A 25,455-nucleotide genomic window follows, 5' to 3' on the forward strand; every position below is an offset into this window, starting at 1 on the left:
TTTGAAATTATTTATTCTAAGATGCCGACTATAAACGGGCCCCATCTATAGTCAGTCAATCATAGCTTACAAATTATTTATACTTGATGCAAGGTGAAATTTCAATTATTCACCTTTATTTTTTTTGATGATATCTTCTGCAATTGATTTTGGTACTTCTTCATAGTGATCGAACGTCATTGAGAATACACCGCGACCTTGAGTAGCAGATCGTAAAGTTGTTGCATATCCAAACATTTCAGATAGTGGAACCATAGCACGTACTACTTGAGAGTTACCACGAGCTTCCATACCCTCTACGCGACCGCGACGAGCAGTAATGTTACCCATAATATCACCAAGGTACTCTTCTGGAATTACAACTTCCACTTTCATCATTGGCTCTAAGATTACTGGGTTACATTTTTTAGCTGCTTCTTTTAAAGCCATAGATGCAGCGATTTTGAACGCCATTTCACTTGAGTCAACATCATGGTAAGAACCGAATACTAATTTCGCTTTAATGTCGATTAGTGGGTAACCCGCAACAACACCGCGGTCAAGAGAGTCACGTAGACCCGCTTCTACTGCAGGGATGTATTCACGAGGTACAACACCACCAACGATAGCGTTTTCGAATTCGAAACCTTTACCCTCTTCGTTTGGAGAGAACTCGATCGTTACGTCACCGTATTGACCGCGACCACCAGATTGACGAGAGAATTTACCTTGAACTTTCGCTTCGCTACGGAATGTTTCACGGTAAGATACCATTGGAGCACCCACGTTAGCTTCAACTTTAAATTCACGTTTCATACGGTCAACTAAGATATCAAGGTGAAGTTCACCCATACCAGAGATGATTGTTTGACCTGTTTCAGTGTCAGTATGTGCACGGAATGTTGGATCTTCTTCTTGTAGTTTAGCTAATGCTTGACCCATTTTATCTTGGTCAGCTTTAGATTTTGGTTCTACAGAAAGAGAGATTACTGGCTCTGGGAAGTCCATTGATTCTAAGATAACAAGGTTTTTCTCGTCACATAGAGTATCACCTGTTGTAGTATCTTTAAGACCTACAGCAGCAGCGATATCACCAGAGTATACTTTTGCGATCTCTTCACGAGAGTTAGCGTGCATTTGCAGGATACGTCCTACACGCTCACGTTTACCTTTAGAAGAGTTTTGTACGTAAGAACCTGCTTCTAATGTACCTGAGTACACACGGAAGAATGTTAACTTACCTACGAATGGGTCTGTCATTACTTTGAATGCAAGAGCTGCGAATGGCTCTTCATCAGAAGAATGGCGGATGATTTCTTCTTCGCCGTCAACGTCAGTACCTTTAATAGCTTCTACGTCTGTTGGAGCTGGAAGGTAATCAACAGCAGCATCTAACATTTTACGAACACCTTTGTGTTTGAATGCTGTACCACAAAGTACTGGGTAGAATTCTACCGCGATAGTCGCTTTACGGATTGCCGCTTTTAATTCTTCTTTTGAAATTTCTTCGCCTTCTAAGTATTTCTCCATAAGCTCTTCATCAACACTTGCAACAGCGTCGATTAGTTTCTCACGGTACTCTTCAGCTTGGTCCATGAATTCTGCAGGGATTTCTCCTACAGTTACTTCAGTACCTAAATCGTTACCATAGAACGTTGCGTTCATTTCGATTAAGTCGATAATTCCTGAGAATGCATCTTCAGCACCGATTGGTAATTGGATTGGGTGAGCATTAGCTTGTAAACGCTCGTGTAACGTACCTACAGAATATAGGAAGTCAGCTCCCATTTTATCCATCTTGTTGATGAATACGATACGAGGAACTCCGTATGTTGTAGCTTGACGCCATACTGTTTCAGTTTGAGGCTCAACACCTGATTGAGCATCTAATACTGTTACAGCACCATCAAGTACGCGTAAAGAACGTTCAACTTCAACAGTGAAGTCTACGTGTCCTGGAGTATCGATGATGTTAATACGGTGACCATTCCATTGAGCTGTTGTTGCAGCAGAAGTGATCGTGATACCACGCTCTTGCTCTTGCTCCATCCAGTCCATTTGAGAACCGCCATCATGTGTTTCACCGATTTTGTGAATCTTACCAGTGTAATAAAGGATACGCTCAGTAGTTGTTGTTTTACCAGCATCAATGTGAGCCATGATCCCAATATTACGAGTATTCTCTAGAGAGAATTCGCGTTTCATAGGAAATTTCTCCTTCCATATTGGGTTAACTGTATAGATGGTAAAAATCTTGGCCCCAGCATTGCTAGAGCAAAGATCAAATTACCAACGGTAGTGAGCGAATGCTTTGTTCGCTTCTGCCATTTTGTGCATATCTTCACGTTTCTTAACTGAAGCACCAGTGTTGTTAGATGCATCTAAGATTTCGTTAGCTAAGCGCTCTTCCATCGTTTTTTCTCCACGAAGACGAGCGTAGTTTACTAAATAACGTAAACCTAAAGTTGTACGACGTTCTGGACGAACTTCTACTGGTACTTGGTAGTTAGAACCACCAACACGACGAGCACGTACTTCTAATACAGGCATTACGTTGTTTAATGCAGCTTCAAATACTTCTAAAGCATTTTGACCCGAACGCTCTTGAACTAATTCGAAAGCTCCGTATAAAATCTTTTGAGAAGTACCTCTTTTACCATCAATCATCATTTTGTTGATTAAACGAGTTACTAGTTTTGAATTATAAAGTGGATCTGGTAACACGTCACGTTTGGAAACAGGACCTTTACGAGGCATGTGTTTTCCTCCTTTCAAATCGTTGTATATTTAAACTTAAATTATTTTTTTTCTTTAGGGCGTTTAGTACCGTATTTAGAACGAGATTGTAAACGACCGTTAACACCAGCTGTATCAAGTGCACCACGAACGATGTGGTAACGTACTCCAGCTAAGTCTTTTACGCGTCCGCCACGGATAAGAACTACACTGTGTTCTTGTAAGTTGTGACCTTCACCTGGGATATACGCAGTAACCTCAAGTTGGTTAGTTAAGCGTACACGAGCGTATTTACGTAAAGCCGAGTTCGGTTTACGTGGTGTCATTGTACCTACACGAGTACAAACTCCGCGTTTTTGAGGAGACTTAACGTCAGTTAAAGATTTTTTAAATGAGTTATATCCTTTGTTTAACGCTGGAGATTTTGATTTCGTGCTTTTAGATTGACGAGGCTTACGTACTAATTGGTTAATTGTAGGCATCGATTTGTCCTCCCTTCATTTTTTCCTTGTTTCAATACCACACATCCAGGTGGTTCATTTTTTGGGTAAAAACAAAGTCTTTGTGTATTTCACACAAAAACTACATCGCAGTAATCGCAACAACTGCAGCTCCAACATGAATGCCGCAAGCTTTACCAAGTTCTTTCTTTGAATCGACGTAATTAACTGGTACACCGATTTCTTTCGCGAGAAGAATGGCCGGATCGGTTACCCATTTGTCTGCATCGATTGCGACAAAAAGAGCTGTTACTTGTCCAGCATACATTGCTTTCACTGCTTGCTTTATACCTATGATTGTTTTACTGGCCTGTTTTACTTGATCGTAAGACATTTTCATATCCTCCTAAGTACAGACAGTTAACTATCAACCTTCAATATATTATCATTCCAAACTTACACTGTCAACAGATTTCTTATGAAAGAATGTTGGTTAATATTTAATCCAAGGAAATTCCAAGAAAATCTCCCGACAGAAAATGGTCTCTGTCGGGATCTCTTCATTAATATATACTGCTATTCAGCTGTAATTACTTCTGCTGATTCTTCTTGCTCCATACGGATTTGACGGTAACGTTGCATACCTGTACCAGCCGGAACTAGTTTACCGATAATTACGTTTTCCTTCAGACCTAGAAGCTCATCACGTTTACCTTTAATTGCAGCATCCGTTAACACACGTGTTGTTTCCTGGAATGATGCAGCTGATAAGAATGATTCTGTTTCAAGAGAAGCTTTTGTAATACCTAAGATGACAGGACGGCAAGTTGCTGGAGTTTTTCCGCTTAATACGGCTTCAGCATTTGCTTCAGAGAATTGGTGGATATCAAGAAGTGACCCTGGTAATAACTCTGTGTCACCCGCTTCAATCACGCGCACTTTACGAAGCATTTGGCGAACCATTACTTCGATGTGTTTGTCTCCGATTTCTACCCCTTGCATACGGTATACTTTCTGTACTTCTTTTAATAAATATTCTTGAACTGTCGATACATCTTTTACTTTTAATAATTGCTTCGGATCGATAGAACCTTCAGACAATGTTTGACCCGCTACAATTGTGTCGCCTTCTGCTACTTTCAGACGCGCATTGTAAGGTGCTTGGTATTTACGTGTTTCCACATCACCTTGGATCGTTACTTCTTTAAGACCTTCACGAATCTCTTCGATTTCGATTACTGTACCAGTAATTTCAGAAATGACCGCTTGACCTTTAGGGTTACGCGCTTCGAAAATTTCCTGGATACGTGGAAGACCTTGTGTAATATCGTTACCGGCTACACCACCTGTATGGAATGTACGCATCGTTAACTGTGTACCTGGCTCACCGATAGATTGTGCAGCAATAATACCAACTGCTTCACCAACTTCTACCTCTTCACCAGTAGCTAAGTTCATACCGTAACATTTTTTACATACGCCGTGTTTTGTATTACATGTAAATGCAGAACGGATTGTAATTTCATCGATATTAGCATCGATAATTACACGAGCAATATCTTGTGTAACTAAACCATCACGCTCTACGATAACCGCTCCTGTTTCTGGATGGCGAACTGTTTTCTTCACGTAACGACCAACAATACGTTCGTCTAACGCTTCGATCAATTCGTTTCCTTCCATTAATGAACCGATTAATAAACCGCGGTCAGTACCACAGTCATCTTCACGAACGATAACATCTTGTGCTACGTCTACTAAACGACGAGTTAAGTAACCTGAGTCGGCAGTTTTTAGTGCTGTATCGGCAAGACCTTTACGCGCACCATGTGTAGAGATGAAGTACTCTAATACTGTTAAACCTTCACGGAATGAAGACTTGATTGGTAACTCGATAATACGACCAGCCGGGTTGGCCATCAGACCACGCATACCAGCTAACTGTGTAAAGTTCGATGCGTTACCACGGGCACCAGAGTCAGACATCATGAAGATTGGGTTCGTTTTTTGTAAAGATTTCATCAGCTTGCCTTGAATTTCATCTTTGGCAGCTGTCCATACGTTAATAACTCGGTTATAACGCTCTTCCTCAGTGATTAAACCGCGGCGGAACTGGATCATTACTTTATCTACTTTGCTTTGGGCTTCCTCTAAGATGACACCTTTATCAGGTAATACGACGATATCAGATACACCTACTGTAATACCAGCACGAGTAGAATATTTGAAACCTAAGTTTTTCATGCGGTCAAGCATCTTAGAAGTTTCTGTAATGTGGAACTCTTTGAATACTTCAGCAATAACATTTCCTAAGAATTTCTTACGGAAAGGATCTACTACAGGCATATTTGTGAAGTGCTTCGCTAAAATAGCGCGGCGTTGTGCTTCAACTTTTTCTGATTCAGATAAATCAGCATAGCCTTCTGTCGCTTCGATTTCTTTCAGTAATTCTTCGTCAATTGTTAAGTTTACGAAGTATTTCTCAGGTGTTTTTTGCTCTAAGTTAAATGCTGTTGGCTCATTAATATAAGGGAATGAGCTTGGTAAAATTTCATTGAAGATAACTTTACCTACAGTCGATAATAAGAACATTTTATTTTGTTCTTCAGTAAATGTCGGGTTATTTAATGAGCTTGCTTTAATCGCAATACGAGAGTGTAAATGTACATGACCGTTTTGGTAGGCGATTAACACTTCGTTTGAATCATTAAATATTGCTCCTTCACCACGAGCACCTTCACGCTCAAGTGTTAAGTAATAGTTACCTAATACCATATCCTGAGATGGAGTTACTACCGGTTTCCCGTCTTTCGGGTTAAGGATGTTTTGTGCTGCTAACATAAGTAAGCGAGCTTCTGCTTGTGCTTCAGCTGATAGTGGAACGTGAACCGCCATTTGGTCACCATCGAAGTCAGCGTTATAAGCTGTACATACTAATGGGTGAAGACGGATTGCACGGCCTTCTACTAGTGTAGGCTCAAATGCTTGGATACCAAGACGGTGTAGTGTCGGTGCACGGTTAAGTAAAACCGGATGCTCACGAATTACATCTTCTAAAACATCCCAAACTTCATTGTGTAAACGCTCAATTTTACGTTTTGCACTCTTAATGTTATGGGCAAGGCCACGTTCTACTAACTCTTTCATTACGAAAGGTTTGAATAGTTCGATCGCCATTTCTTTTGGAAGACCACATTGGTACATTTTTAAGTTAGGACCTACTACGATAACTGAACGACCAGAGTAGTCTACACGTTTACCAAGTAAGTTTTGACGGAAACGACCTTGTTTCCCTTTCAGCATATGTGAAAGTGATTTTAAAGGACGGTTACCAGGACCTGTTACAGGACGACCGCGACGACCGTTATCGATCAATGCATCAACCGCTTCTTGTAACATACGTTTTTCGTTTTGAACGATAATGCTTGGTGCACCAAGGTCAAGTAAACGTTTTAAACGGTTGTTACGGTTAATAACACGACGGTAAAGATCATTTAAGTCAGATGTAGCAAAACGTCCACCATCTAATTGCACCATTGGACGAAGCTCTGGTGGAATTACAGGTAGTACATCTAAGATCATCCACTCTGGTTTGTTGCCCGAGTTACGGAATGATTCTACTACTTCTAAACGTTTAATCGCACGTGTACGGCGTTGGCCTTGTGCAGATTTTAACTCTTCTTTTAAAACTTGTGTTTCGTCTTCTAAGTCAATTTTCTCTAAAAGACGTTTAATCGCTTCAGCACCCATCGCTGCTTCGAATTCGTTGCCATACTTTTCACGGTATGCACGGTATTCTTTTTCAGAAAGTAAGTCTTTATAGCCTAAAGACGTTTGACCTGGGTCAACTACTACATATGAAGCAAAGTAAATTACTTCTTCCAAAGCACGTGGAGACATATCTAAAATAAGACCCATACGGCTTGGAATACCTTTGAAGTACCAAATATGTGATACAGGTGCTGCTAGTTCGATATGTCCTTGACGTTCACGGCGAACTTTTGAACGTGTAACTTCTACGCCACAACGGTCACAAACGACACCTTTATAACGTACACGCTTATATTTACCACAGTGACATTCCCAGTCTTTTGTTGGTCCGAAAATACGTTCACAGAATAGACCATCTTTTTCTGGTTTTAATGTACGGTAGTTAATTGTTTCTGGTTTTTTTACTTCTCCGTATGACCAAGAACGGATCTTGTCAGGTGAAGCTAAACCAATTTTCATATATTCAAATTCATTAACATCGATCAAGGAGCCTACCTCCCTTTAGTTATAAGTCATAAACGACTTTTAATGTAGCTCTACACTTACAAAATTTCATATTAGGCCATAATGAAACTTGTATCTAAAATTATTCAATTATGCCTTGGCATAATTGCGTCCAGATTTTTATGAGTTTACTCATAAAGTTTCCTTTATAAAATCTGCGACATCTGCCAGAGCCTATTTTCATTCTAAGAATGAAAATAGAAAAACCGGGCAGGGCATATACCTGCCCGATTCAATTGAAGTTATTCAAATGATTCTACTGGGTCTTCTTCTTTGTCATTAGATCGTTCGACTGGTGCAGCTACTTCATCTTCATCGTCAAGGTCGCGTAATTCCACTTCCTCGTCGTTGATTGTAAGCATCTTCACATCCATACCTAATGATTGAAGTTCTTTAATTAATACTTTGAATGATTCTGGAACACCTGGTTCTGGAACACTTTCACCTTTTACGATTGCTTCGTATGTTTTCACACGACCTACAACGTCATCTGATTTTACAGTTAAAATCTCTTGTAACGTGTAAGCAGCACCGTATGCTTCAAGTGCCCAAACCTCCATCTCACCGAAGCGCTGACCACCGAATTGTGCTTTACCACCAAGCGGCTGTTGCGTTACTAATGAGTAAGGTCCAGTTGAACGTGCATGAAGTTTATCGTCAACCATGTGCGCCAGTTTGATCATGTACATGATACCAACAGAAACGCGGCTATCGAATGGCTCACCTGAACGTCCATCATAAAGAATTGTTTTACCGTCACGGTTCATACCAGCTTCTTCCATTGTTTCCCAAACATCGGCTTCGTTGGCACCATCGAATACTGGTGACGCCATATGAATACCTAAGTAACGAGAAGCCATACCTAAGTGTAGCTCAAGCACTTGTCCGATGTTCATACGAGAAGGTACCCCTAGTGGGTTAAGCATGATATCAACTGGTGTTCCGTCCGGCATGAACGGCATATCCTCTTCCGGTAAGATACGTGAAATTACACCTTTGTTACCGTGACGTCCGGCCATTTTGTCACCAACGCGAATTTTACGTTTTTGAACAATATAAGCACGAACTAATTGGTTTACACCTGGTGGTAATTCATCGCCGTCTTCACGGTTGAATACTTTTACATCTAAAATGATACCGCCTGCTCCGTGTGGTACACGTAGAGAAGTATCACGTACTTCACGCGCTTTTTCACCGAAGATAGCATGTAATAAACGCTCTTCCGCAGTTAACTCTGTAACTCCTTTAGGCGTAACTTTACCTACTAGAATATCACCATCGCGAACTTCTGCACCGATACGGATAATACCGCGGTCGTCCAAGTTACGAAGTGCATCTTCACCCACGTTTGGAATATCACGTGTGATTTCTTCAGGTCCAAGCTTAGTATCACGAGACTCTGATTCATATTCTTCAATATGAACAGAAGTATATACATCGTCTTTAACAAGGCGTTCACTCATAATTACAGCATCCTCGTAGTTGAAGCCGTCCCATGTCATGAACGCAACAAGTACGTTTTGACCAAGTGCTAATTCGCCTTTTTCCATTGATGGACCATCAGCTAAAATATCACGAGGTTTTACACGGTCGCCAACTTTTACGATTGGACGTTGGTTATAAGAAGTACCTTGGTTAGAACGAATGAATTTTTGTAATTTATATTTTGTTAAATCGCCTTTTACTTCTTTACCATCTACTAGCTCAATACGACGTACGTGAATTGAACGTGCTTCTACATGTTCAACAATACCATCGAATTTCGCTACTACAGCAGCACCTGAATCACGTGCATCTACGTGCTCCATACCTGTACCAACGAATGGTGCATTTGGGTATAGTAATGGAACAGCTTGACGTTGCATGTTCGCTCCCATTAACGCACGGTTTGAGTCGTCGTTTTCTAAGAACGGAATACACGCTGTCGCAGCAGATACTACTTGTTTAGGTGATACATCCATGTAGTCGATACGGTCTTTAGAGAATACAGTGTTGTCACCACGGAAACGTCCAACAACTTCTTCATTCGCGAAAGTACCGTCTTCATTTAAGATTGAGTTCGCTTGTGCAACTACATAGTTATCCTCTTCGTCAGCAGTTAAGTAATGGATCTCGCTCGTTACAGCACCTGTTTCTGGATCAACACGGCGGTAAGGAGTTTCGATGAAGCCAAACTTGTTAACTTTTGCGAATGATGATAATGAGTTGATAAGACCGATGTTCGGTCCCTCTGGAGTCTCGATTGGACACATACGACCATAGTGAGAGTAGTGAACGTCACGTACTTCCATACCAGCACGCTCACGTGTTAAACCACCAGGCCCTAATGCAGATAGACGACGCTTGTGCGTTAACTCTGCTAATGGGTTAGTTTGGTCCATGAACTGAGACAATTGAGAGCTACCGAAGAACTCTTTAATTGAAGCGATAACAGGACGGATATTGATTAATTGTTGCGGTACGATTGCAGCTGTGTCGTTAATTGACATACGCTCACGTACTACACGCTCCATACGAGATAAACCGATACGGAATTGGTTTTGTAGTAATTCACCAACAGAACGTAAACGACGGTTACCTAAATGGTCAATATCATCTGTGTTACCAACGTCATATAATAAATTGAAGAAGTACGATACAGAAGCCAATACATCGGCCGGAGTAATGTTTTTCACTTCTTCATCTACATAAGCGTTTGAAATAACGTTAATTTCTTTTTGTGCTTCATCATTTGGTGCAAAGATTTTAACCGATTGAATAGTAATATCATCTTCCAATACTCCACCAACTTGGTTTAATGTACGGAATCCAACACCACTTTCTAAATAAGGAATTAACTTATCTAAATTACGGCGGTCTAATAATGTACCTGCTTCTACGATAATTTCTCCTGTGTCAGGATCCACTAACGTTTCTGCAATCGTTTGGTTGAATAAACGATTTTTGATGTGAAGCTTTTTGTTCATTTTGTAACGACCAACATTTGCTAAATCATAGCGTTTTGCGTCAAAGAAGCGAGAATATAATAAGTTCTTCGCAGATTCGACTGTTGGTGGTTCACCTGGGCGTAAACGTTCGTAGATTTCAAGAAGGGCCTTTTCAGTACCTTCTGTATTATCTTTTTCTAACGTATTACGTAAATATTCATTGTCACCAATGATATCTAAAATTTCTTGATCCGAGCCAAAACCTAATGCACGTAAAAGTACTGTTACCGGTAATTTACGTGTACGGTCGATACGTACATATACAACGTCTTTAGCATCTGTTTCATATTCAAGCCATGCACCGCGGTTTGGAATAACCGTTGCACCAAAGCCTTTTTTACCGTTTTTATCCGTTTTTTCGTGGAAGTATACACTTGGAGAACGAACTAACTGTGAAACGATAACACGCTCAGCACCGTTAATAATAAACGTACCTGTTTCTGTCATTAATGGGAAATCACCCATAAAGACGTCTTGCTCTTTCACTTCGTTTGTTTCTTTGTTGTGCAAACGCACTTTTACACGTAATGGTGCAGCATAAGTAACGTCACGCTCTTTACACTCATCCACATCATACTTAGGATCTCCTAAAGTATAGTCGACGAATTCTAATGAAAGATTACCTGTAAAATCTTCGATTGGAGAAATGTCGTGGAACATCTCGCGCAACCCTTCTTCAAGGAACCACTCATAAGATGCTGTTTGGATTTCGATTAGATTCGGAAGTTCCAGCACCTCACTAATACGCGCAAAGCTTCTACGCTGGCGGTGTTGTCCGTACTGAACTAGTTGACCTGTCAACTCATTCACCCCTCAATAAAGCGATAATAGGTCTTTGCAAAAACATACAAATAGTGTATGATTTCGAAAGACAAAAAGAAAACGAGACTTTTTTTAAACCTCATTTTCGGTTAAACTCAACTTATTCTTAGCAGTATACCCGTAACTTTGAATATTTAATGCAAAAGGGCATACTACCTCAAAATAATAATTTTGCATTTTATTATGTTATCATACTCGATTTGTCAAGTCAATAATGGAAACTAATCTTACTTATTTTTTTGCTCGAATAATCCAGTATCCTTTTTTCTTCTCAACGACATCTACTTCTGAAAACATTCCTTCTAAATGACTCATAGTTGATGGAGCGCCTTGCTTCTTCTGAATGACAATCCACAGCTCACCATTTTCCGCCAACAATTCGTATGCACCGTCATAAAACTTGAAAATCGTTTCTTTACCAGCACGAATTGGAGGGTTTGTTAATACTGCGGCTACTTTTGTTCCAGGTTCTACAGCGGCTAATCCATCGCTTTCAAAAATACGTACATTTTGAACCCCGTTAAGCTGGGCATTTTTTTGAGACAAACTAACTGCTCGTGAATTAATATCCATCATGTACACTTCACGATCAGGGTTGTTTTTTGCAATCGATAATCCGATCGGTCCATAGCCACAACCTACATCAAGCAAAACACCATCAATTTTAGGCATTTCAAACACATCGATTAGTACACGGGAACCAAAATCTACTTCGCTTTTACTGAATACACCCGTATCCGTTTCAAACGTAAATGTATTGCCTAATAAAGTGAATTTCCATTGGCGTGGTTTACTCTCAGTTTGAGGCTTATTTGAATAATAATGTTCAGACATGCAACACGCCTCCTTAGAAAAAATACATTTTGCGGTAATTTGTGCAAAATGATGTCTTTTCATGTGGATTACTATAAAAAATCAATATTTTCATATCCACAAAAGTTAAATAAAGAAAAGCCCGCCGCAAAAATGTGACGAGCTTTCCTTATTAAACTAAGCTCAGAGCCTAGCAATTAAAGTTAAACTGAAATTATTTAACTTCTACTGAAGCGCCAACTTCTTCAAGTTTAGCTTTGATAGCTTCAGCTTCGTCTTTAGAAACGCCTTCTTTAAGAGCTTTAGGAGCGTTATCTACAACTTCTTTAGCTTCTTTTAAGCCTAAACCAGTGATTTCACGAACCACTTTGATTACTTTGATTTTTTCTCCACCAGCAGAAGCTAGTACTACGTCAAACTCAGTTTTTTCTTCAGCAGCGCCTGCAGCACCACCAGCAGCTACTGCTACTGGAGCAGCAGCTGTTACACCGAATTCTTCTTCGATTGCTTTTACTAAATCGTTTAATTCTAGAACTGTCATAGCTTTGATAGCTTCTAAGATTTGCTCATTGTTCATTTTAATTTCCTCCTATGGAATGTTTATTAGTTTTAGGCAGTTTGCCTGATTTTTGAAGTTATGAGGCTACTATTAAGCGCCTTGCTCTTCTTTTTGTTCTGCAACAGCTTTTGTTGCAAGTGCGAAGTTGCGCACTGGAGCTTGAAGTACAGATAAAAGCATTGATAATAGACCTTCGCGAGATGGAAGTTCTGCAAGAGCTTTAACGTCTTCAACTGATGCCAATGTACCTTCGATGATACCAGCTTTAATTTCTAACGCTTCGTTTTTCTTAGCGAACTCGTTAATAATTTTAGCAGGAGCTACTACGTCCTCGTTAGAGAATGCGATAGCGTTAGGACCAGTTAAAAATTCATTGATTCCTTCTAAACCAGCAGCTTCAGCAGCACGGCGAGTTAAAGTGTTTTTGTAAACTTTGAACTCAACACCTGCTTCACGTAATTGCTTACGTAATTCAGTTACTTGCGCTACAGTTAAACCACGGTAATCTACTACTACTACAGAACCAGCAGCAGAGAATTTATCAGCGATTTCTTGAACTTGAACTTTTTTAGTTTCGATTGCTTTGCTCATGATGACACCTCCTATTAGAATGAGTCATTTATACCGACAAAGAAAAGCCTCTATATCAATAATAGACATAGAGGCTGAAAGTACATCATCTTAAAAAGAATCCGAACTCCTATGTCCTCGGTAGGATCATTAAGTGCTACATGGCACCCCTACTGTCTACGGTACAAATGGATGATTCACAACAGCATTCATCTTACCAAGTAAGAAGCGCGTTGTCAACAAATTTTATAAAACGGTTTTAAAAAACCGGAAATTATTTAACTGTTACGTTAGCAGCGTCAACTTTTACAGCAGGACCCATTGTAGTTGTAACGTTTACAGACTTCATGTAAGTACCTTTTGCTGCAGCTGGCTTAGCTTTTTGAACTACTTCAAATACAGCTAAGAAGTTTTCTACTAATTTTTCTGTATCGAAAGAAACTTTACCGATTGGAGCGTGGATGATACCAGACTTTTCAGCACGGTATTCTACTTTACCAGCTTTGATTTCTTCGATAGCTTTTGTTACGTCAAATGTAACTGTACCTGTTTTAGGGTTTGGCATTAAACCTTTAGGACCTAATACACGACCTAATTTACCAACTTCACCCATCATGTCAGGAGTTGCAACGATTACATCGAAATCAAACCAACCTTGTTGGATTTTTTGGATGTATTCTGCATCGCCTACATAGTCTGCGCCAGCAGCTTCTGCTTCTTTAAGTTTTTCGCCTTTAGCGAAAACTAATACGCGTTGAGTTTTACCAGTACCGTGTGGTAATACTACCGCACCACGGATTTGTTGGTCGTTTTTACGAGTATCGATACCTAATTTGAATGCTACTTCTACAGTTGCATCAAAGTTTACAGTGCTTGTTTTTTGCGCTAATGCTACTGCTTCTTCAACAGAGTATAAAGTTGCGCGGTCGATTAATTTAGCTGCTTCTTGCAGTTTTTTACCTTTTTTAGCCATTATAATTTCCTCCTTGATTGTGGTTGTAACGGATTTGACCTCCCACGAATAAAGGTTGCGCACTCATCAAACAAGTATCCGAGTGCAGCAACCTTCCAAAAACAAAAACATCATCAAGTGTTGAAGATGGGATTAGTCTTCGATCGTAATACCCATGCTTCGCGCAGTACCTTCAACCATTAACATAGCAGCTTCAACTGAAGCAGCGTTAAGGTCTGGCATTTTTTGTTCAGCGATTTCGCGAACTTTATCACGTTTAACCGTTGCGACTTTTTTACGATTTGGTTCACCAGATCCAGATTGGATACCAGCAGCTACTTTAAGTAGTACTGCAGCTGGCGGAGTTTTTGTAATAAAAGTGAATGAACGGTCTTCAAATACTGAAATTTCAACTGGAATGATAAGACCAGCTTGATCAGCAGTACGAGCGTTAAATTCTTTACAGAATCCCATAATGTTTACACCTGCTTGACCTAATGCAGGACCAACCGGTGGCGCTGGGTTTGCTTTACCAGCAGGGATTTGAAGTTTTACAACTTTAATAACTTTTTTAGCCACGAGACACACCTCCTTAAGTCCGTGATGTGGTAACTGGGTTGCCCCTCCCACTCAAATATCTGTTCGTCAGCTAACTTGCCGATAACATTAAAACTAATTATAATCATACGTCCAAAACTTGGACAGTCTGACCTTTGAAATGATAACACTTTTAAATTACTTAATCAAGTCTAAATAATTCTATATTTTTTGAACTTGGTTAAAGTCCAGTTCCATTACCGTTTCGCGACCGAACATATCAACAAGAACTTTTAATTTCGCTTTTTCTACGTCTACTTCTTCTACGCGGCCTTGGAAATGTGCAAATGGTCCTTCAAGAACTTCCACAACTTCACCAACAGTAATTTCAACTTCACCTAATAATGTTTCATTCATACCCATTTGCGCAAGCAGGCGTTCCGCTTCTTCCGGTAATAATGGAGTCGGTTTTACACCGCCGCCTGAAGAACCGATAAATCCTGTAACACCAGGTGTATTACGAACGACATACCAAGCATCATCTGTCATAATCAATTCTACTAAAACGTAACCAGGGAAGATTTTACGCATTACCGCTTTTTTCTTACCGTCTTCTTTTACATCGATTTCTTCATGCTCAGCTACGATTACACGGAAAATTTTATCTTGCATTCCCATCGTTTCAACACGTTTTTCAAGATTTGCTTTTACTCGGTTTTCATAACCAGAATACGTATGAACTACATACCAATTTTTCTCCATATAGGTAGGACTAAATCGTCCGTCCCTCCTTTACATTAAGTGTGTTAGGGTATATATTTCCCTTTTCACAAAACTTCAATAATCTATTTCTTAAATTAAGCTGTCAGCATTTTTTAACAAATGAAAAAACCCGTTATATGGCATGGACGGGCTATTTCGAAATATTAACATGATATTGCTTACAGAGACAAGAACCAACGGAATAATTCTGAGATTCCTAAATCTATTACAGTAAAGAATAACGCCATCACGATAACCGTTGAAATAACTACTACCGTATACTTCGTTAACTCTTTACGTTTCGGCCAACTTGTTTTGCGCATTTCCGAGCCGACTTCTTGCAGAAAGTTTGTTACTTTACTCATCTTTGGCTAACCTCCGAACAACGAATTAATCTATGTTTCATTTATAACGTTTGTTTATGCATTGTATGCTCATTGCAATGAGAGCAAAATTTCTTCAGTTCTAAACGCTCGGTTGCCCCTTCTTTTTTCGGGACATTGTAGTTTCTTGAACCGCATTTTTCACAACTTAAAACGACTTTCTTTGCCATGTTTATCACCTTTTCGGCAGTTTGTCCTTTAAAGACTAACACCTAAATTTCCCACTGTCAATAAAGGCTCGTGGAGTTTAAGTCATTTCTTTTAATTCAAGATGACGCTCCAATTTACGCTTCACTCGCTGTAATGCATTATCGATGGATTTTACATGGCGGTCCAATTCTTCAGAAATTTCATTATAGGATTGTCCTTCCAAATAACGAACCAGCACTTGCTGTTCGAGTTCGCTCAATACTTCACCCATCTTCTCTTCCAAATAAAGATAATCTTCACGATTGATCATCAAATACTCCGGATCGTCCGAAATCGGACTCGTAATAATATCCATAAGCGTACGCTCCGACTCTTCATCGTAAATTGGCTTATCTAAGGAAACATATGAATTTAGCGGAATATGCTTTTGTCTAGTAGCCGTTTTAATTGCGGTAATGATCTGCCTTGTAATGCAAAGCTCCGCAAAGGCACGGAACGACGCCAGCTTGTCCTCCTTGAAATCCCGAATCGCCTTATATAAGCCAATCATTCCTTCTTGTATGATATCTTCTTTATCCGCACCAATTAAAAAATACGACCGCGCTTTTGCCTTAACAAACAATCGGTATTTTGAAATTAAAAAATCTAGCGCATCTGTATTGCCAAGATGCACTTGTTCTACAAGCTCTTCATCTGTCAAATGTTCAAAACGTAGTACCATTTGTAACTTCTCACTTTTAAGCAATGAAAATCACCTCAGTTACGCTAGAATAATTAGGAATAGTATAACTTAATTGGAAATTACGGGCAATCTATTACTTGAGCCCTCTTCTCCATTTTTCAAACTGCAGTTCTACTTCTTTTGATAGCTTAATCCTTGAGGCCGGTTTTTCGTCGGTTGATTCTTTTACTTTGGATGAAATTTTAGATTGAATAATTTGCATTTCAATTTCAAGCTCACGGGCCGATTTCCTTAATGCACCATGACCAAATACAACATTTTGTTCAGTCATATCTGAAGTTGCGACGTGTATTTGGATTTTCCGTCCTTTTAATTCGTTCGATAATTTTTCAATGCGCTCGTCCGCTGTTTCGTTTTTACGGGTATAAAGCACTTCCACGGCATGCTGAATATACAGTTGCTCCGTGCCCGGTACTAGATGGGCGTCAAATACAACGATAACACGCCAGCCAGTATGTGCTTTATACTCCGCCATTCGTTCAATTAACCGGTCACGTGCATCTTCGAAGTGAGGCTCGCGTAACGGACGAAGCTCACTCCATGCACCGATCATGTTATAGCCGTCTACTAGCAATATGTTTTGCATGACCTCATCCGTTAGCTTCTTGTCGTTTGCGGTACACTTCATACATAAGTAATGCCGCTGCTACGGAAGCATTCAATGATGTTACATGACCAACCATTGGCAAGTGATATAAGAAGTCACATTTATCTTTCAAAAGACGGCTCATTCCCTTACCTTCACTACCAATAATTAATGCAAGCGGTAATGTTGCATCCATTTTACGATAATCAGCCGAACCTTTTGCATCTGTCCCAGCAATCCATACACCGCGGTCTTTCAGCTCATCCACTGTTTGGGCTAAATTGGTAACCCGCACAACAGGGACATGCTCGATGGCACCTGTGGAAGCTTTGGCGACAACTGCCGTTAAACCGACTGCACGGCGCTTTGGAATAATGATACCATGCGCACCGATCGCATCGGCTGTACGCATAATCGACCCTAAGTTATGCGGATCTTCCAATTCGTCCAAAATTAAAAAGAACGGGTCTTCGTTTTTTGCCTTCGCCGCATTAAATAAATCATCCAATTCTGCATAGTCATATGCCGCAACCGATGCCACAATTCCCTGATGATTTTCTGCAAGCTTGTCTACTTTTTGCTTCGGTACAAACTGAACAAGGACACCTTGCTCTTTTGCTAAGTCCATCAGCTCCTGGACACCTGTTTTTTTGACGCCTTCAGCTATCCATAATTTATTGATTTCTCGGCCTGCGCGTAGTGCCTCAAGTACCGGATTTTTCCCTGCAATCATTTCTCCTGTCAGTTCTTCCTGGGCAGATTGCGGTTTTTCTTGTTGCTTTTTCTCATGAGTTTTAAAAGTATCTGCTTTTTTATCGCGTCCTTTAAAATCTCTTGGTTTACGATTTTGCTGTCTTTTCTCTGCCATAGTTACACTCCTTTTGCCTGTTCGACAATTTCGATTGCGTAATCGATTATTTCATTTGCGCGTTGATGTTCTTTGCTCAGGAATAAGAAGCCTAAAACCGCTTCAAATCCAGAACTATTACGGTATGTGCGGACATCTGTATTTTTCGGAACAGATCCTGATTTGGCATTGCGTCCTCTACGGAATACAGCTTGCTCTTCTTCTGTTAAATATTTCTCTTCGATCATGCGATGCACAATATTGGACTGGGACTTGGCCGAAACGTATTTCGTTGCTTCTTTATGCAATGTGTTAGGCTTGGCACGACCCGACAATATTAAATGTTCACGAATTCTTTGTTCAAGCACGGCGTCGCCCATATAAGCGAGCGCCAGTGCATTTAACTGTATGACATCATGTGGTGTTAAATTTTGCATTTACTGTCCTCGTTTCCAGCGTGTACCTTGACGAGTATCTTCAAGAACAATATCCATGCCCAAAAGCTGGTCGCGGATTTCATCTGAACGGGCAAAATCACGGTTTTTACGGGCTTGGTTACGTTCTTCAATTAATGCCTCGATTTCTTCATCGAGTAAGCCTGCTTCTACTTTTATATGAATACCTAATACATTTCCAATTGTATCAAACATCGTTAAAATTGCCTGTAATACTTCTTTATCCGTATTCGCTTCGTTTAAATACACATTAGCAATATGGGAAAGTTCAAATAATGCCGAAACCGCATTGGCTGTATTAAAGTCATCGTTCATCGCATTTTCAAAATCAACTTTAATCTGACTGATTTTTTCAAGCCACTGTTCGCTGTTATCCCCTAAACTTGCAGAAGAAGACAGACGGTGCTCGACATTCGTATACGATGTACGAATACGGTCCAATCCGCTTTTCGCTGCTTCCACCAAATCCTGAGCGAAGTTAATCGGGTTGCGGTAATGTACTGACAGCATAAAGAAACGCAATACTTGCGGATCGATTTGCTTGCGAATATCATTCACTAAAATAAAGTTACCAAGTGATTTTGACATTTTTTCATTATCAATATTAATATAGCCGTTATGCATCCAATAACGCGCAAATGTTGTATCGTTATGCGCTTCGGATTGGGCAATTTCGTTTTCGTGGTGAGGGAATGTTAAATCCTGTCCGCCTGCGTGAATGTCGATTGTATCGCCTAAGTGCTCGCGCGCCATTACAGAACATTCAATATGCCATCCAGGACGTCCTTCTCCCCATGGTGATGCCCACTTGATTTCACCTGCTTTTGCAGCTTTCCATAATGCGAAATCCAACGGGTCTTCCTTTTTCTCACCCGCTTCAATACGCGCTCCTACTTTTAAATCATCAATCGATTGGTGACTTAACTTTCCGTAACCATTAAATTTACGTGTACGGTAATAAACATCACCTTGCGATTCATATGCATAGCCTTTGTCGATCAGCACTTTAATAAACGCGATAATATCATCCATATGCTCTGTTACACGCGGGTGGGCATCCGCCTTTTGGCATCCCAGTGCCGTAATATCTTCAAAATAAGCAGCAATAAAACGATTTGTTAATACAGAAGTTTCTTCACCCAACTCATTCGCTGCTTTAATAATTTTGTCATCTACATCGGTAAAGTTTGAAACGAACTTCACTTCATAACCTGCATATTGTAAATAGCGGCGTACAGTATCATAGACGATTACCGGGCGGGAATTTCCAATATGAATGTAATTGTATACAGTTGGTCCGCATACATACATTTTTACTTTACCTTCCTCCAACGGAATAAATGGTTCTTTTTGTCTTGTCAACGAATTGAAAATTTGAATCGTCATATTGCCTCTCCTTTTTCGTAGTACTCTTTAAATGTCATTGGTTTAAATTGTCATTTTAATAAAAAAACGCCTCTATCACCTCAAGAAGGTGACAGAGACGCTCGATGCGCGGTTCCACTCTGGTTGAAAAAGTACGAATACTTTTTCCGCTTAAAGTCCTGTAACGTGGACAAGTCGATTTAACCTACTTCAAGTTCAGTTAAATACTCAAAGGTGCATTTCAGCTTTGCCTTAACCTGGATCACTTTCAGCCGGTGATGATCCTCTCTAACAAGGGGTGCGCAGCATACTTCTCCTTCTCAACGTGCTATCACTTATGGAATTTACATTCATTTTACATCTATTTTCAGAAAAATCAATCATTTTATCCATTCTAAAAATTTGATGTTTAGTTCCAAACCTTAAAATGAATTACTCTGCAAATTTTTCAACACGAGCAATTGTTTTTTCCTTGCCTAATAAAGCTATCGCATTCGGCAATTCCGGACCATGTGTTTGACCAGTTGTCACAACACGGATTGGCATAAATAGATTTTTACCTTTTACGCCTGTTTCTTTTTGTACAGCTTTAATAGCTGCTTTAATTGAAGCGGCATCGAAAGATTCTAAAGCTTCTAATTGTGTTTTAAATGATGCCATAACAGCCGGCACAGTTTCACCAGCTAACACTTCTTTTGCTTCTTCATCATATGCAATTTCTTCTGTGAAAAATAGGCTCGATAATTCTACGATTTCTGCCCCGAAGCTCATTTGCTCATGGTAAAGAGCGATTAATTCAGAAGCCCATGCATGTTGTTCTTCTGATAGCTCTGCTGGAAGTAAGCCTGCTTTTTGTAAATGTGGTAACGCTAAAGCAACTACCTCTTCATGAGACATTTTTTTAATATATTGGTTGTTCATCCATGTCAGTTTTGTTTTATCGAACATTGATGGTGATTTCGACAAACGCTTTTCATCAAAAAGCTTTACAAATTCATCGTGTGAGAAGATTTCCTCTTCTCCCTCAGGTGACCAGCCAAGTAATGCAAAGAAGTTAAACATCGCTTCCGGTAAGAAACCTAAGTCCTTATATTGTGTAACGAACTGGATGATTGACTCATCACGTTTTGATAATTTTTTGCGTTCTTCATTTACGATTAATGTCATATGACCATATTGCGGATATTCCCATCCGAATGCGTCAAAGATCATCATTTGTTTTGGTGTGTTTGATAAATGCTCTTCTCCGCGGAATACATGTGTAATTTCCATGAAGTGGTCATCCAGCACTACCGCATAATTATATGTTGGGATACCGTTTGCTTTAACAAGTACCCAGTCACCGATATCCTTTGATTCGAACGATACTTCACCGCGAACTAAGTCAGTGAACTGATACGTAACATTTTCAGGAACGCGCATACGAATTGTGTGCGGGATACCAGCAGCTTCTTTTTCAGCAACTTCCTCTGCTGTTAAATGACGGCATTTTCCATCATATGCAGGTGCAGCAACACCTTGCGCTTTTTGTTTTTCGCGTGATGCTTCAAGCTCCTCTGAAGTACAGAAACATTTATACGCTTGTCCGTTTTCAAGCATTTTTTCTGCATGCTCTTTGTAAATATCAAGACGCTCCATTTGACGGTAAGGTGCATATGGTCCGCCGATATCAATAGACTCATCCGGCATAATACCTAACCAGCGTAAATTATCAAGTTGAGAAGCTTCCCCACCCTCTACATTACGCTCAATATCTGTATCTTCAATACGTACTACAAAAGTACCGTTGTGATGTTTTGCATATAAATAGTTGAATAAAGCTGTACGTGCGCCACCGATATGTAAAAATCCTGTTGGCGATGGTGCATAACGAACGCGAACTGTTTTCGTCATAAATATTGCCTCCTAATTTTAGCGTCAAAAACGCTCGACCTTTTTCACATATAAAAAATTACTTTTATATGTATATAACCGGACATTATATTGTCCAATATCGGCACAATAGATGTCTTTTAAACTTTAACCATTCTACCACTGTAAGTTATTAAATTAAAGTAGCGTGTGCCGATTTTTGACACACGCCCGCAATTTTACCCCGTATTAACGGTAAGGGAATTTTCACTTTATGCTTTAACTAACAGAATTGTTGCCATTGCTGCGATTCCTTCTTCACGTCCGACAAAACCTAACTTCTCTGTTGTTGTCGCCTTTACATTTACTTGCGAAGGTTCCGCATTCAATAGTTGTGCGATTCGGTTTTGCATTTGTGAAATATATGGAGCCATTTTCGGACGCTGTGCCATAATCGTACAATCTACATTCCCTAATTTGTATCCGCGCTCTTCAACCATTTTCCAAATGAATTCAAGTAACTTTGCCGAATCCGCATCTTTCCACTCCGGATCTGTATCAGGGAAGTGACGACCTATATCCCCTTCACCAATTGCACCTAATGCAGCATCTGTAACTGTATGTAAAAGTACATCGGCATCCGAATGGCCTACTAAGCCGCGCTCATGAGGAATTGTAATACCACCTAAAATTAATGGACGTCCTTCTGCAAATTCGTGAACGTCAAATCCTTGTCCAATTCGAAACATATCGTTGCCAGCCTACATAGTAAGCCAGCCTTCACCTTCTTTCTGGTAATCTCATTATCATTAGTATAATCGACTTGTGCTGAAAAAGCCTTCGCAAAGCTGTTTTCTTTTCAAGGTAACTTTTATTTTCGCTGTTTTAAAATAGCTTCCCCAAAAATCAGATCTTCCTGCGTTGTCATTTTTACATTTTCATAACTGCATTCCACGATATGAATATCATGACCTAAACGTTCGACGAGCATCGCTTCATCCGTCCCTAAAAAACCTGCCTTTTCAGCTGCATCTTCAGCTTCTGCCAATAAATCGTAACGGAACGCTTGCGGTGTTTGAACCATCCATAACGACTCACGGTCAACCGTTTCTTTAATTAGGCCATTATGGACGACCTTCATCGTATCTTTTGCCCGAACCCCTGCAATCGCTGCCCCTTTTTCATATGCAACTTTTGCAAGCTCGGCAATCTTCGGAATCGTAATAAACGGTCTTGCCGCATCATGAACAAGGACAACATCCACTGCATTCATTTCTTTAATGCATGAATGCACTGAATGTTGGCGTTCTTCACCACCTGTAGGCATACCTTTTACTTTAGCAATATTATATTTTTCGATGAGCGACTGAATAAATGGACGTTCCTCATCTTTAACAGCAAGCCAAATTCCTGTACAGTTTTCATCTTGTTCAAAAACAAGAAGTGTATGAATTAAAATTGGTTTATCAACTAAGTTTAAAAATAGTTTATTTTGCCCGGCACCCATGCGCTTTCCGCTTCCTGCTGCCGGCAAAACGACTTCATAACGCAAAATGCTTCACATCCTAATCTTCTTTTGGCTTGGCGAAAATCATACGCCCCGCTGATGTCTGAAGGACGCTTGTTACCGTAACTGTAATCGCCTGTCCAATATAACTGCGGCCGCCTTCTACAACAATCATTGTTCCGTCATCTAAATAGGCAACACCTTGATTGTGTTCTTTTCCGTCTTTTATGACAACAACTTGCATATCTTCACCCGGAATAACGACCGGTTTCACCGCATTTGCCAAATCATTAATATTCAATACTTGTACCCGGTGCAGTTCACAAACTTTATTTAAGTTAAAATCATTCGTCAGTATTTGAGCACTCATATTTTTCGCTAAGCGAACAAGCTTTAAGTCCACTTCAGATACATCTTCAAAATCAACTTCCGTAATAAGCACTTTAGACGCACGTTCATCCTGAAGACGTTTTAAAATATCAAGTCCTCTGCGGCCACGTGTACGCTTCAATGTATCAGACGAATCCGCAATATGCTGCAGTTCCGTTAATACAAACTGAGGCACGACCAAAATCCCTTCAACAAAGCCTGTTGTTGAAATATCGGCAATACGTCCATCAATGATGACACTCGTATCAAGTAATTTGTACTGCTGCTCCTGAGCTTCCTTGATAGAACCGTCATTTTGACGCTTTTTCGTGGACTTCCCGGAAAAGATCTGCAACAGCTCATCCCGTTTACTGAATCCTAACCGGAAACCGAGATAGCCGAGAACAATGGATAAAATAGCTGGAACAACATCGGTAATAACAGGAATGTTCATTTGGTTGATTGCGACACCGACCAATGTTGCTACGCATAGTCCCACGATTAAACCGAGTGTACCAAACAGTAAATCCGCTGCAGGTAATTTAAATAATACTTCCTCTAACCAAGTAATTAATTTTACAAAGTAATCAGATAACGCAAACGATAAAACGAATAACAAAGCAGCACCTATCGCAACACTGAAGTATGGATTATTAAGCCAAGGATTGGATGATAAGTTCATGAATGCATATAAGGGCGGTAAGAAAATAAGGCCTAATGCTCCACCGATAAATAAAAATGCTACTTGAATTATTTTCTTCAACATTTTTTTCACCTCCTACTAATAATTATACATCTAAAGTTTCATTCATGCGAAGCCCAGGTACCAAAAGCAAGGGCAAATAATCAACAAAATGTAACTAAATTCCAATATTAGTGTTTTACCCGATTTTTTTAAAGTATTCTCTATTTTTTAGTTAGATTTACGCGATATTAATTCAAATATGACGTACTTCACTCTAAATCCCCACAACCTGTAGTTTAATAAAATTAATGTATATATTATTTGACTATAATAGTAAATTTCAACTTAGAAGAGGAGAATTCGGTTTGAATAATACAAAAGAAGTAAAAATTTCTACTGCTGACCCGTCTGCAATTGGTTTATTCGGTTTGGCGATTGTAACATTTGTAGCTTCCACTCAAAAATTAGGCTGGACAGAAGGCTTAGGTTTGGTTATTCCTTGGGCAATATTTTTAGGCGGTATTGCACAATTTTACGCATCGGTCTTAGACTCAAAGCATAATAATACATTTGGTACGACGGCATTTGGCGCATATGGCTTGTTTTGGATGGGTGTAGGTATGAGCTGGTTCGTTCAGGCCGGTGTATTTGGTGCAACATTGCAGGCATCTGCTGATACAACTCAGCTCGGTGTTGTGTATTTAGGTTATTTAATCTTTACCCTATTTATGACGATTGGTGCAGCTGAAACAAATAAAGTTCTATTCGCCATCTTTGTAATGATCGACTTCCTATTTATCGGTCTGGCATTGAGCTCATTTGGAATTATGGAGCACGGCATGCATTTACTTGCTGCCTACTCAGAGTTAATCATTGCTCTTTTATCATTTTACGGTGCGGGAGCCAATGTACTGAACAAGCATTTCGGCTTTAACTTCCTGCCGATCGGCAAACCTTTTGGCATTTTCACAAGAGAAGCATTTTTAAAGAAAGAAAAAGCGGTAAAAGCATAACTGTAAAAAGGCATGAAAAGTATTTTCACTTTTCATGCCTTTTTTTGAATGGTTTACTAAAAACATATTC

The 25,455-nt window shown here is 39.8% G+C and carries 24 protein-coding genes and 2 other annotated features; of the genes, 1 reads left to right on the forward strand and 23 read right to left on the reverse strand.

All coding sequences use genetic code 11. The annotated features are described in order from the left end of the window. Nucleotides 1–105 precede the first annotated feature (105 nt). The 23 genes from fusA to MKY27_RS17440 form a co-directional block, all read right to left on the reverse strand. A complete protein-coding gene (gene fusA, locus MKY27_RS17330; RefSeq protein WP_339196580.1) occupies nucleotides 106–2,184 on the reverse strand; it encodes an elongation factor G in 2,079 nt (692 codons plus the stop codon). 81 nt (nucleotides 2,185–2,265) lie between these two features. Then, complete coding sequence (gene rpsG, locus MKY27_RS17335; RefSeq protein WP_008406982.1) at nucleotides 2,266–2,736, reverse strand: 30S ribosomal protein S7; 471 nt, start codon at nucleotides 2,734–2,736, stop codon at nucleotides 2,266–2,268. A 41-nt stretch (nucleotides 2,737–2,777) separates the two neighbouring features. Continuing rightward, the gene (gene rpsL, locus MKY27_RS17340; protein WP_008406983.1) at nucleotides 2,778–3,197 is read right to left on the reverse strand and encodes a 30S ribosomal protein S12; all 420 of its coding nucleotides are present in this window, start codon (nucleotides 3,195–3,197) and stop codon (nucleotides 2,778–2,780) included. Between the two features lie 100 nt (nucleotides 3,198–3,297). Continuing rightward, nucleotides 3,298–3,549, reverse strand: a complete 252-nt coding sequence (locus MKY27_RS17345; RefSeq protein WP_008406985.1) for a ribosomal L7Ae/L30e/S12e/Gadd45 family protein — start codon at nucleotides 3,547–3,549, stop codon at nucleotides 3,298–3,300. Between the two features lie 182 nt (nucleotides 3,550–3,731). Further along, complete coding sequence (gene rpoC, locus MKY27_RS17350) at nucleotides 3,732–7,412, reverse strand: DNA-directed RNA polymerase subunit beta' (RefSeq protein WP_339174411.1); 3,681 nt, start codon at nucleotides 7,410–7,412, stop codon at nucleotides 3,732–3,734. Nucleotides 7,413–7,672: 260 nt separating this feature from the next. Further along, a complete protein-coding gene (rpoB, locus tag MKY27_RS17355; protein WP_339196582.1) occupies nucleotides 7,673–11,227 on the reverse strand; it encodes a DNA-directed RNA polymerase subunit beta in 3,555 nt (1,184 codons plus the stop codon). Between the two features lie 243 nt (nucleotides 11,228–11,470). Next, the gene (locus MKY27_RS17360) at nucleotides 11,471–12,073 is read right to left on the reverse strand and encodes a class I SAM-dependent methyltransferase (RefSeq protein ID WP_339174416.1); all 603 of its coding nucleotides are present in this window, start codon (nucleotides 12,071–12,073) and stop codon (nucleotides 11,471–11,473) included. 193 nt (nucleotides 12,074–12,266) lie between these two features. After that, nucleotides 12,267–12,629: a 50S ribosomal protein L7/L12 gene (gene rplL, locus MKY27_RS17365; protein WP_339174418.1), complete on the reverse strand. Its 363-nt coding sequence runs from the start codon at nucleotides 12,627–12,629 to the stop codon at nucleotides 12,267–12,269. 72 nt (nucleotides 12,630–12,701) lie between these two features. Beyond that, complete coding sequence (rplJ, locus tag MKY27_RS17370; protein WP_339174420.1) at nucleotides 12,702–13,202, reverse strand: 50S ribosomal protein L10; 501 nt, start codon at nucleotides 13,200–13,202, stop codon at nucleotides 12,702–12,704. Between the two features lie 32 nt (nucleotides 13,203–13,234). Further along, nucleotides 13,235–13,382 (reverse strand) — a sequence feature (ribosomal protein L10 leader region). A gap of 73 nt (nucleotides 13,383–13,455) precedes the next feature. Then, nucleotides 13,456–14,154 (reverse strand): 50S ribosomal protein L1, encoded by a 699-nt coding sequence (rplA, locus tag MKY27_RS17375; protein WP_087617866.1) that lies wholly within the window; start codon nucleotides 14,152–14,154, stop codon nucleotides 13,456–13,458. Between the two features lie 132 nt (nucleotides 14,155–14,286). Continuing rightward, nucleotides 14,287–14,712, reverse strand: coding sequence for a 50S ribosomal protein L11 (gene rplK / locus MKY27_RS17380; RefSeq protein WP_008406998.1), 426 nt, complete (start codon nucleotides 14,710–14,712; stop codon nucleotides 14,287–14,289). Nucleotides 14,713–14,892: 180 nt separating this feature from the next. Continuing rightward, nucleotides 14,893–15,432, reverse strand: a complete 540-nt coding sequence (gene nusG, locus MKY27_RS17385) for a transcription termination/antitermination protein NusG (RefSeq protein WP_339174423.1) — start codon at nucleotides 15,430–15,432, stop codon at nucleotides 14,893–14,895. A gap of 179 nt (nucleotides 15,433–15,611) precedes the next feature. Continuing rightward, nucleotides 15,612–15,797 (reverse strand): preprotein translocase subunit SecE, encoded by a 186-nt coding sequence (gene secE / locus MKY27_RS17390; protein WP_339174426.1) that lies wholly within the window; start codon nucleotides 15,795–15,797, stop codon nucleotides 15,612–15,614. Nucleotides 15,798–15,838: 41 nt separating this feature from the next. After that, complete coding sequence (gene rpmG, locus MKY27_RS17395) at nucleotides 15,839–15,985, reverse strand: 50S ribosomal protein L33 (RefSeq protein WP_079523505.1); 147 nt, start codon at nucleotides 15,983–15,985, stop codon at nucleotides 15,839–15,841. A gap of 77 nt (nucleotides 15,986–16,062) precedes the next feature. After that, the gene (sigH, locus tag MKY27_RS17400) at nucleotides 16,063–16,686 is read right to left on the reverse strand and encodes an RNA polymerase sporulation sigma factor SigH (protein WP_169797433.1); all 624 of its coding nucleotides are present in this window, start codon (nucleotides 16,684–16,686) and stop codon (nucleotides 16,063–16,065) included. Between the two features lie 94 nt (nucleotides 16,687–16,780). Further along, complete coding sequence (locus MKY27_RS17405; RefSeq protein WP_008407006.1) at nucleotides 16,781–17,293, reverse strand: NYN domain-containing protein; 513 nt, start codon at nucleotides 17,291–17,293, stop codon at nucleotides 16,781–16,783. A gap of 4 nt (nucleotides 17,294–17,297) precedes the next feature. Further along, complete coding sequence (gene rlmB / locus MKY27_RS17410) at nucleotides 17,298–18,161, reverse strand: 23S rRNA (guanosine(2251)-2'-O)-methyltransferase RlmB (protein WP_339196584.1); 864 nt, start codon at nucleotides 18,159–18,161, stop codon at nucleotides 17,298–17,300. 2 nt (nucleotides 18,162–18,163) lie between these two features. Next, nucleotides 18,164–18,577 carry a Mini-ribonuclease 3 gene (locus MKY27_RS17415; RefSeq protein WP_339196586.1) on the reverse strand — a complete coding sequence of 138 codons (414 nt, stop codon included), beginning with the start codon at nucleotides 18,575–18,577 and terminating at the stop codon, nucleotides 18,164–18,166. Further along, nucleotides 18,578–19,981, reverse strand: a complete 1,404-nt coding sequence (gene cysS / locus MKY27_RS17420; protein WP_339174441.1) for a cysteine--tRNA ligase — start codon at nucleotides 19,979–19,981, stop codon at nucleotides 18,578–18,580. 90 nt (nucleotides 19,982–20,071) lie between these two features. Continuing rightward, nucleotides 20,072–20,293 (reverse strand) — a binding site (T-box leader). A gap of 99 nt (nucleotides 20,294–20,392) precedes the next feature. Continuing rightward, nucleotides 20,393–21,853 (reverse strand): glutamate--tRNA ligase, encoded by a 1,461-nt coding sequence (gene gltX / locus MKY27_RS17425; protein WP_339196589.1) that lies wholly within the window; start codon nucleotides 21,851–21,853, stop codon nucleotides 20,393–20,395. A gap of 230 nt (nucleotides 21,854–22,083) precedes the next feature. Next, nucleotides 22,084–22,560 carry a 2-C-methyl-D-erythritol 2,4-cyclodiphosphate synthase gene (gene ispF / locus MKY27_RS17430; protein WP_339196592.1) on the reverse strand — a complete coding sequence of 159 codons (477 nt, stop codon included), beginning with the start codon at nucleotides 22,558–22,560 and terminating at the stop codon, nucleotides 22,084–22,086. Between the two features lie 122 nt (nucleotides 22,561–22,682). After that, the gene (ispD, locus tag MKY27_RS17435; protein ID WP_339174446.1) at nucleotides 22,683–23,363 is read right to left on the reverse strand and encodes a 2-C-methyl-D-erythritol 4-phosphate cytidylyltransferase; all 681 of its coding nucleotides are present in this window, start codon (nucleotides 23,361–23,363) and stop codon (nucleotides 22,683–22,685) included. Nucleotides 23,364–23,376: 13 nt separating this feature from the next. Beyond that, nucleotides 23,377–24,453, reverse strand: coding sequence for a PIN/TRAM domain-containing protein (locus MKY27_RS17440; protein ID WP_339174449.1), 1,077 nt, complete (start codon nucleotides 24,451–24,453; stop codon nucleotides 23,377–23,379). A gap of 284 nt (nucleotides 24,454–24,737) precedes the next feature. Here MKY27_RS17440 and MKY27_RS17445 point away from each other — a divergent pair, with 284 nt between their 5' ends. Beyond that, on the forward strand, nucleotides 24,738–25,385 hold the full coding sequence (locus tag MKY27_RS17445) for an acetate uptake transporter (RefSeq protein ID WP_339196595.1): 648 nt from the start codon (nucleotides 24,738–24,740) through the stop codon (nucleotides 25,383–25,385). The last annotated feature ends 70 nt before the right edge of the window (nucleotides 25,386–25,455 follow it).

Origin of the sequence: Solibacillus sp. FSL R5-0449 (assembly GCF_037975215.1) — a bacterium.
GTDB lineage: Bacteria > Bacillota > Bacilli > Bacillales_A > Planococcaceae > Solibacillus.

Excerpts from the sequence above, each read along its gene's own strand:
- rpsL (WP_008406983.1), bottom strand. The coding sequence starts at position 3,197 with ATGCCTACAATTAACCAATTAGTACGTAAGCCTCGTCAATCTAAAAGC.
- rpmG (WP_079523505.1), bottom strand. The coding sequence starts at position 15,985 with ATGGCAAAGAAAGTCGTTTTAAGTTGTGAAAAATGCGGTTCAAGAAAC.
- gltX (WP_339196589.1), bottom strand. The coding sequence starts at position 21,853 with ATGACGAAAACAGTTCGCGTTCGTTATGCACCATCGCCAACAGGATTT.
- sigH (WP_169797433.1), bottom strand. The coding sequence starts at position 16,686 with ATGGTACTACGTTTTGAACATTTGACAGATGAAGAGCTTGTAGAACAA.
- ispF (WP_339196592.1), bottom strand. The coding sequence starts at position 22,560 with ATGTTTCGAATTGGACAAGGATTTGACGTTCACGAATTTGCAGAAGGA.
- MKY27_RS17440 (WP_339174449.1), bottom strand. The coding sequence starts at position 24,453 with ATGTTGAAGAAAATAATTCAAGTAGCATTTTTATTTATCGGTGGAGCA.
- secE (WP_339174426.1), bottom strand. The coding sequence starts at position 15,797 with ATGAGTAAAGTAACAAACTTTCTGCAAGAAGTCGGCTCGGAAATGCGC.
- rplA (WP_087617866.1), bottom strand. The coding sequence starts at position 14,154 with ATGGCTAAAAAAGGTAAAAAACTGCAAGAAGCAGCTAAATTAATCGAC.
- MKY27_RS17360 (WP_339174416.1), bottom strand. The coding sequence starts at position 12,073 with ATGTCTGAACATTATTATTCAAATAAGCCTCAAACTGAGAGTAAACCA.
- cysS (WP_339174441.1), bottom strand. The coding sequence starts at position 19,981 with ATGACGATTCAAATTTTCAATTCGTTGACAAGACAAAAAGAACCATTT.
- MKY27_RS17345 (WP_008406985.1), bottom strand. The coding sequence starts at position 3,549 with ATGTCTTACGATCAAGTAAAACAGGCCAGTAAAACAATCATAGGTATA.
- rlmB (WP_339196584.1), bottom strand. The coding sequence starts at position 18,161 with ATGGCAGAGAAAAGACAGCAAAATCGTAAACCAAGAGATTTTAAAGGA.
- rpsG (WP_008406982.1), bottom strand. The coding sequence starts at position 2,736 with ATGCCTCGTAAAGGTCCTGTTTCCAAACGTGACGTGTTACCAGATCCA.
- MKY27_RS17415 (WP_339196586.1), bottom strand. The coding sequence starts at position 18,577 with ATGCAAAATTTAACACCACATGATGTCATACAGTTAAATGCACTGGCG.
- fusA (WP_339196580.1), bottom strand. The coding sequence starts at position 2,184 with ATGAAACGCGAATTCTCTCTAGAGAATACTCGTAATATTGGGATCATG.
- MKY27_RS17405 (WP_008407006.1), bottom strand. The coding sequence starts at position 17,293 with ATGCAAAACATATTGCTAGTAGACGGCTATAACATGATCGGTGCATGG.
- rplL (WP_339174418.1), bottom strand. The coding sequence starts at position 12,629 with ATGAACAATGAGCAAATCTTAGAAGCTATCAAAGCTATGACAGTTCTA.
- rplJ (WP_339174420.1), bottom strand. The coding sequence starts at position 13,202 with ATGAGCAAAGCAATCGAAACTAAAAAAGTTCAAGTTCAAGAAATCGCT.
- nusG (WP_339174423.1), bottom strand. The coding sequence starts at position 15,432 with ATGGAGAAAAATTGGTATGTAGTTCATACGTATTCTGGTTATGAAAAC.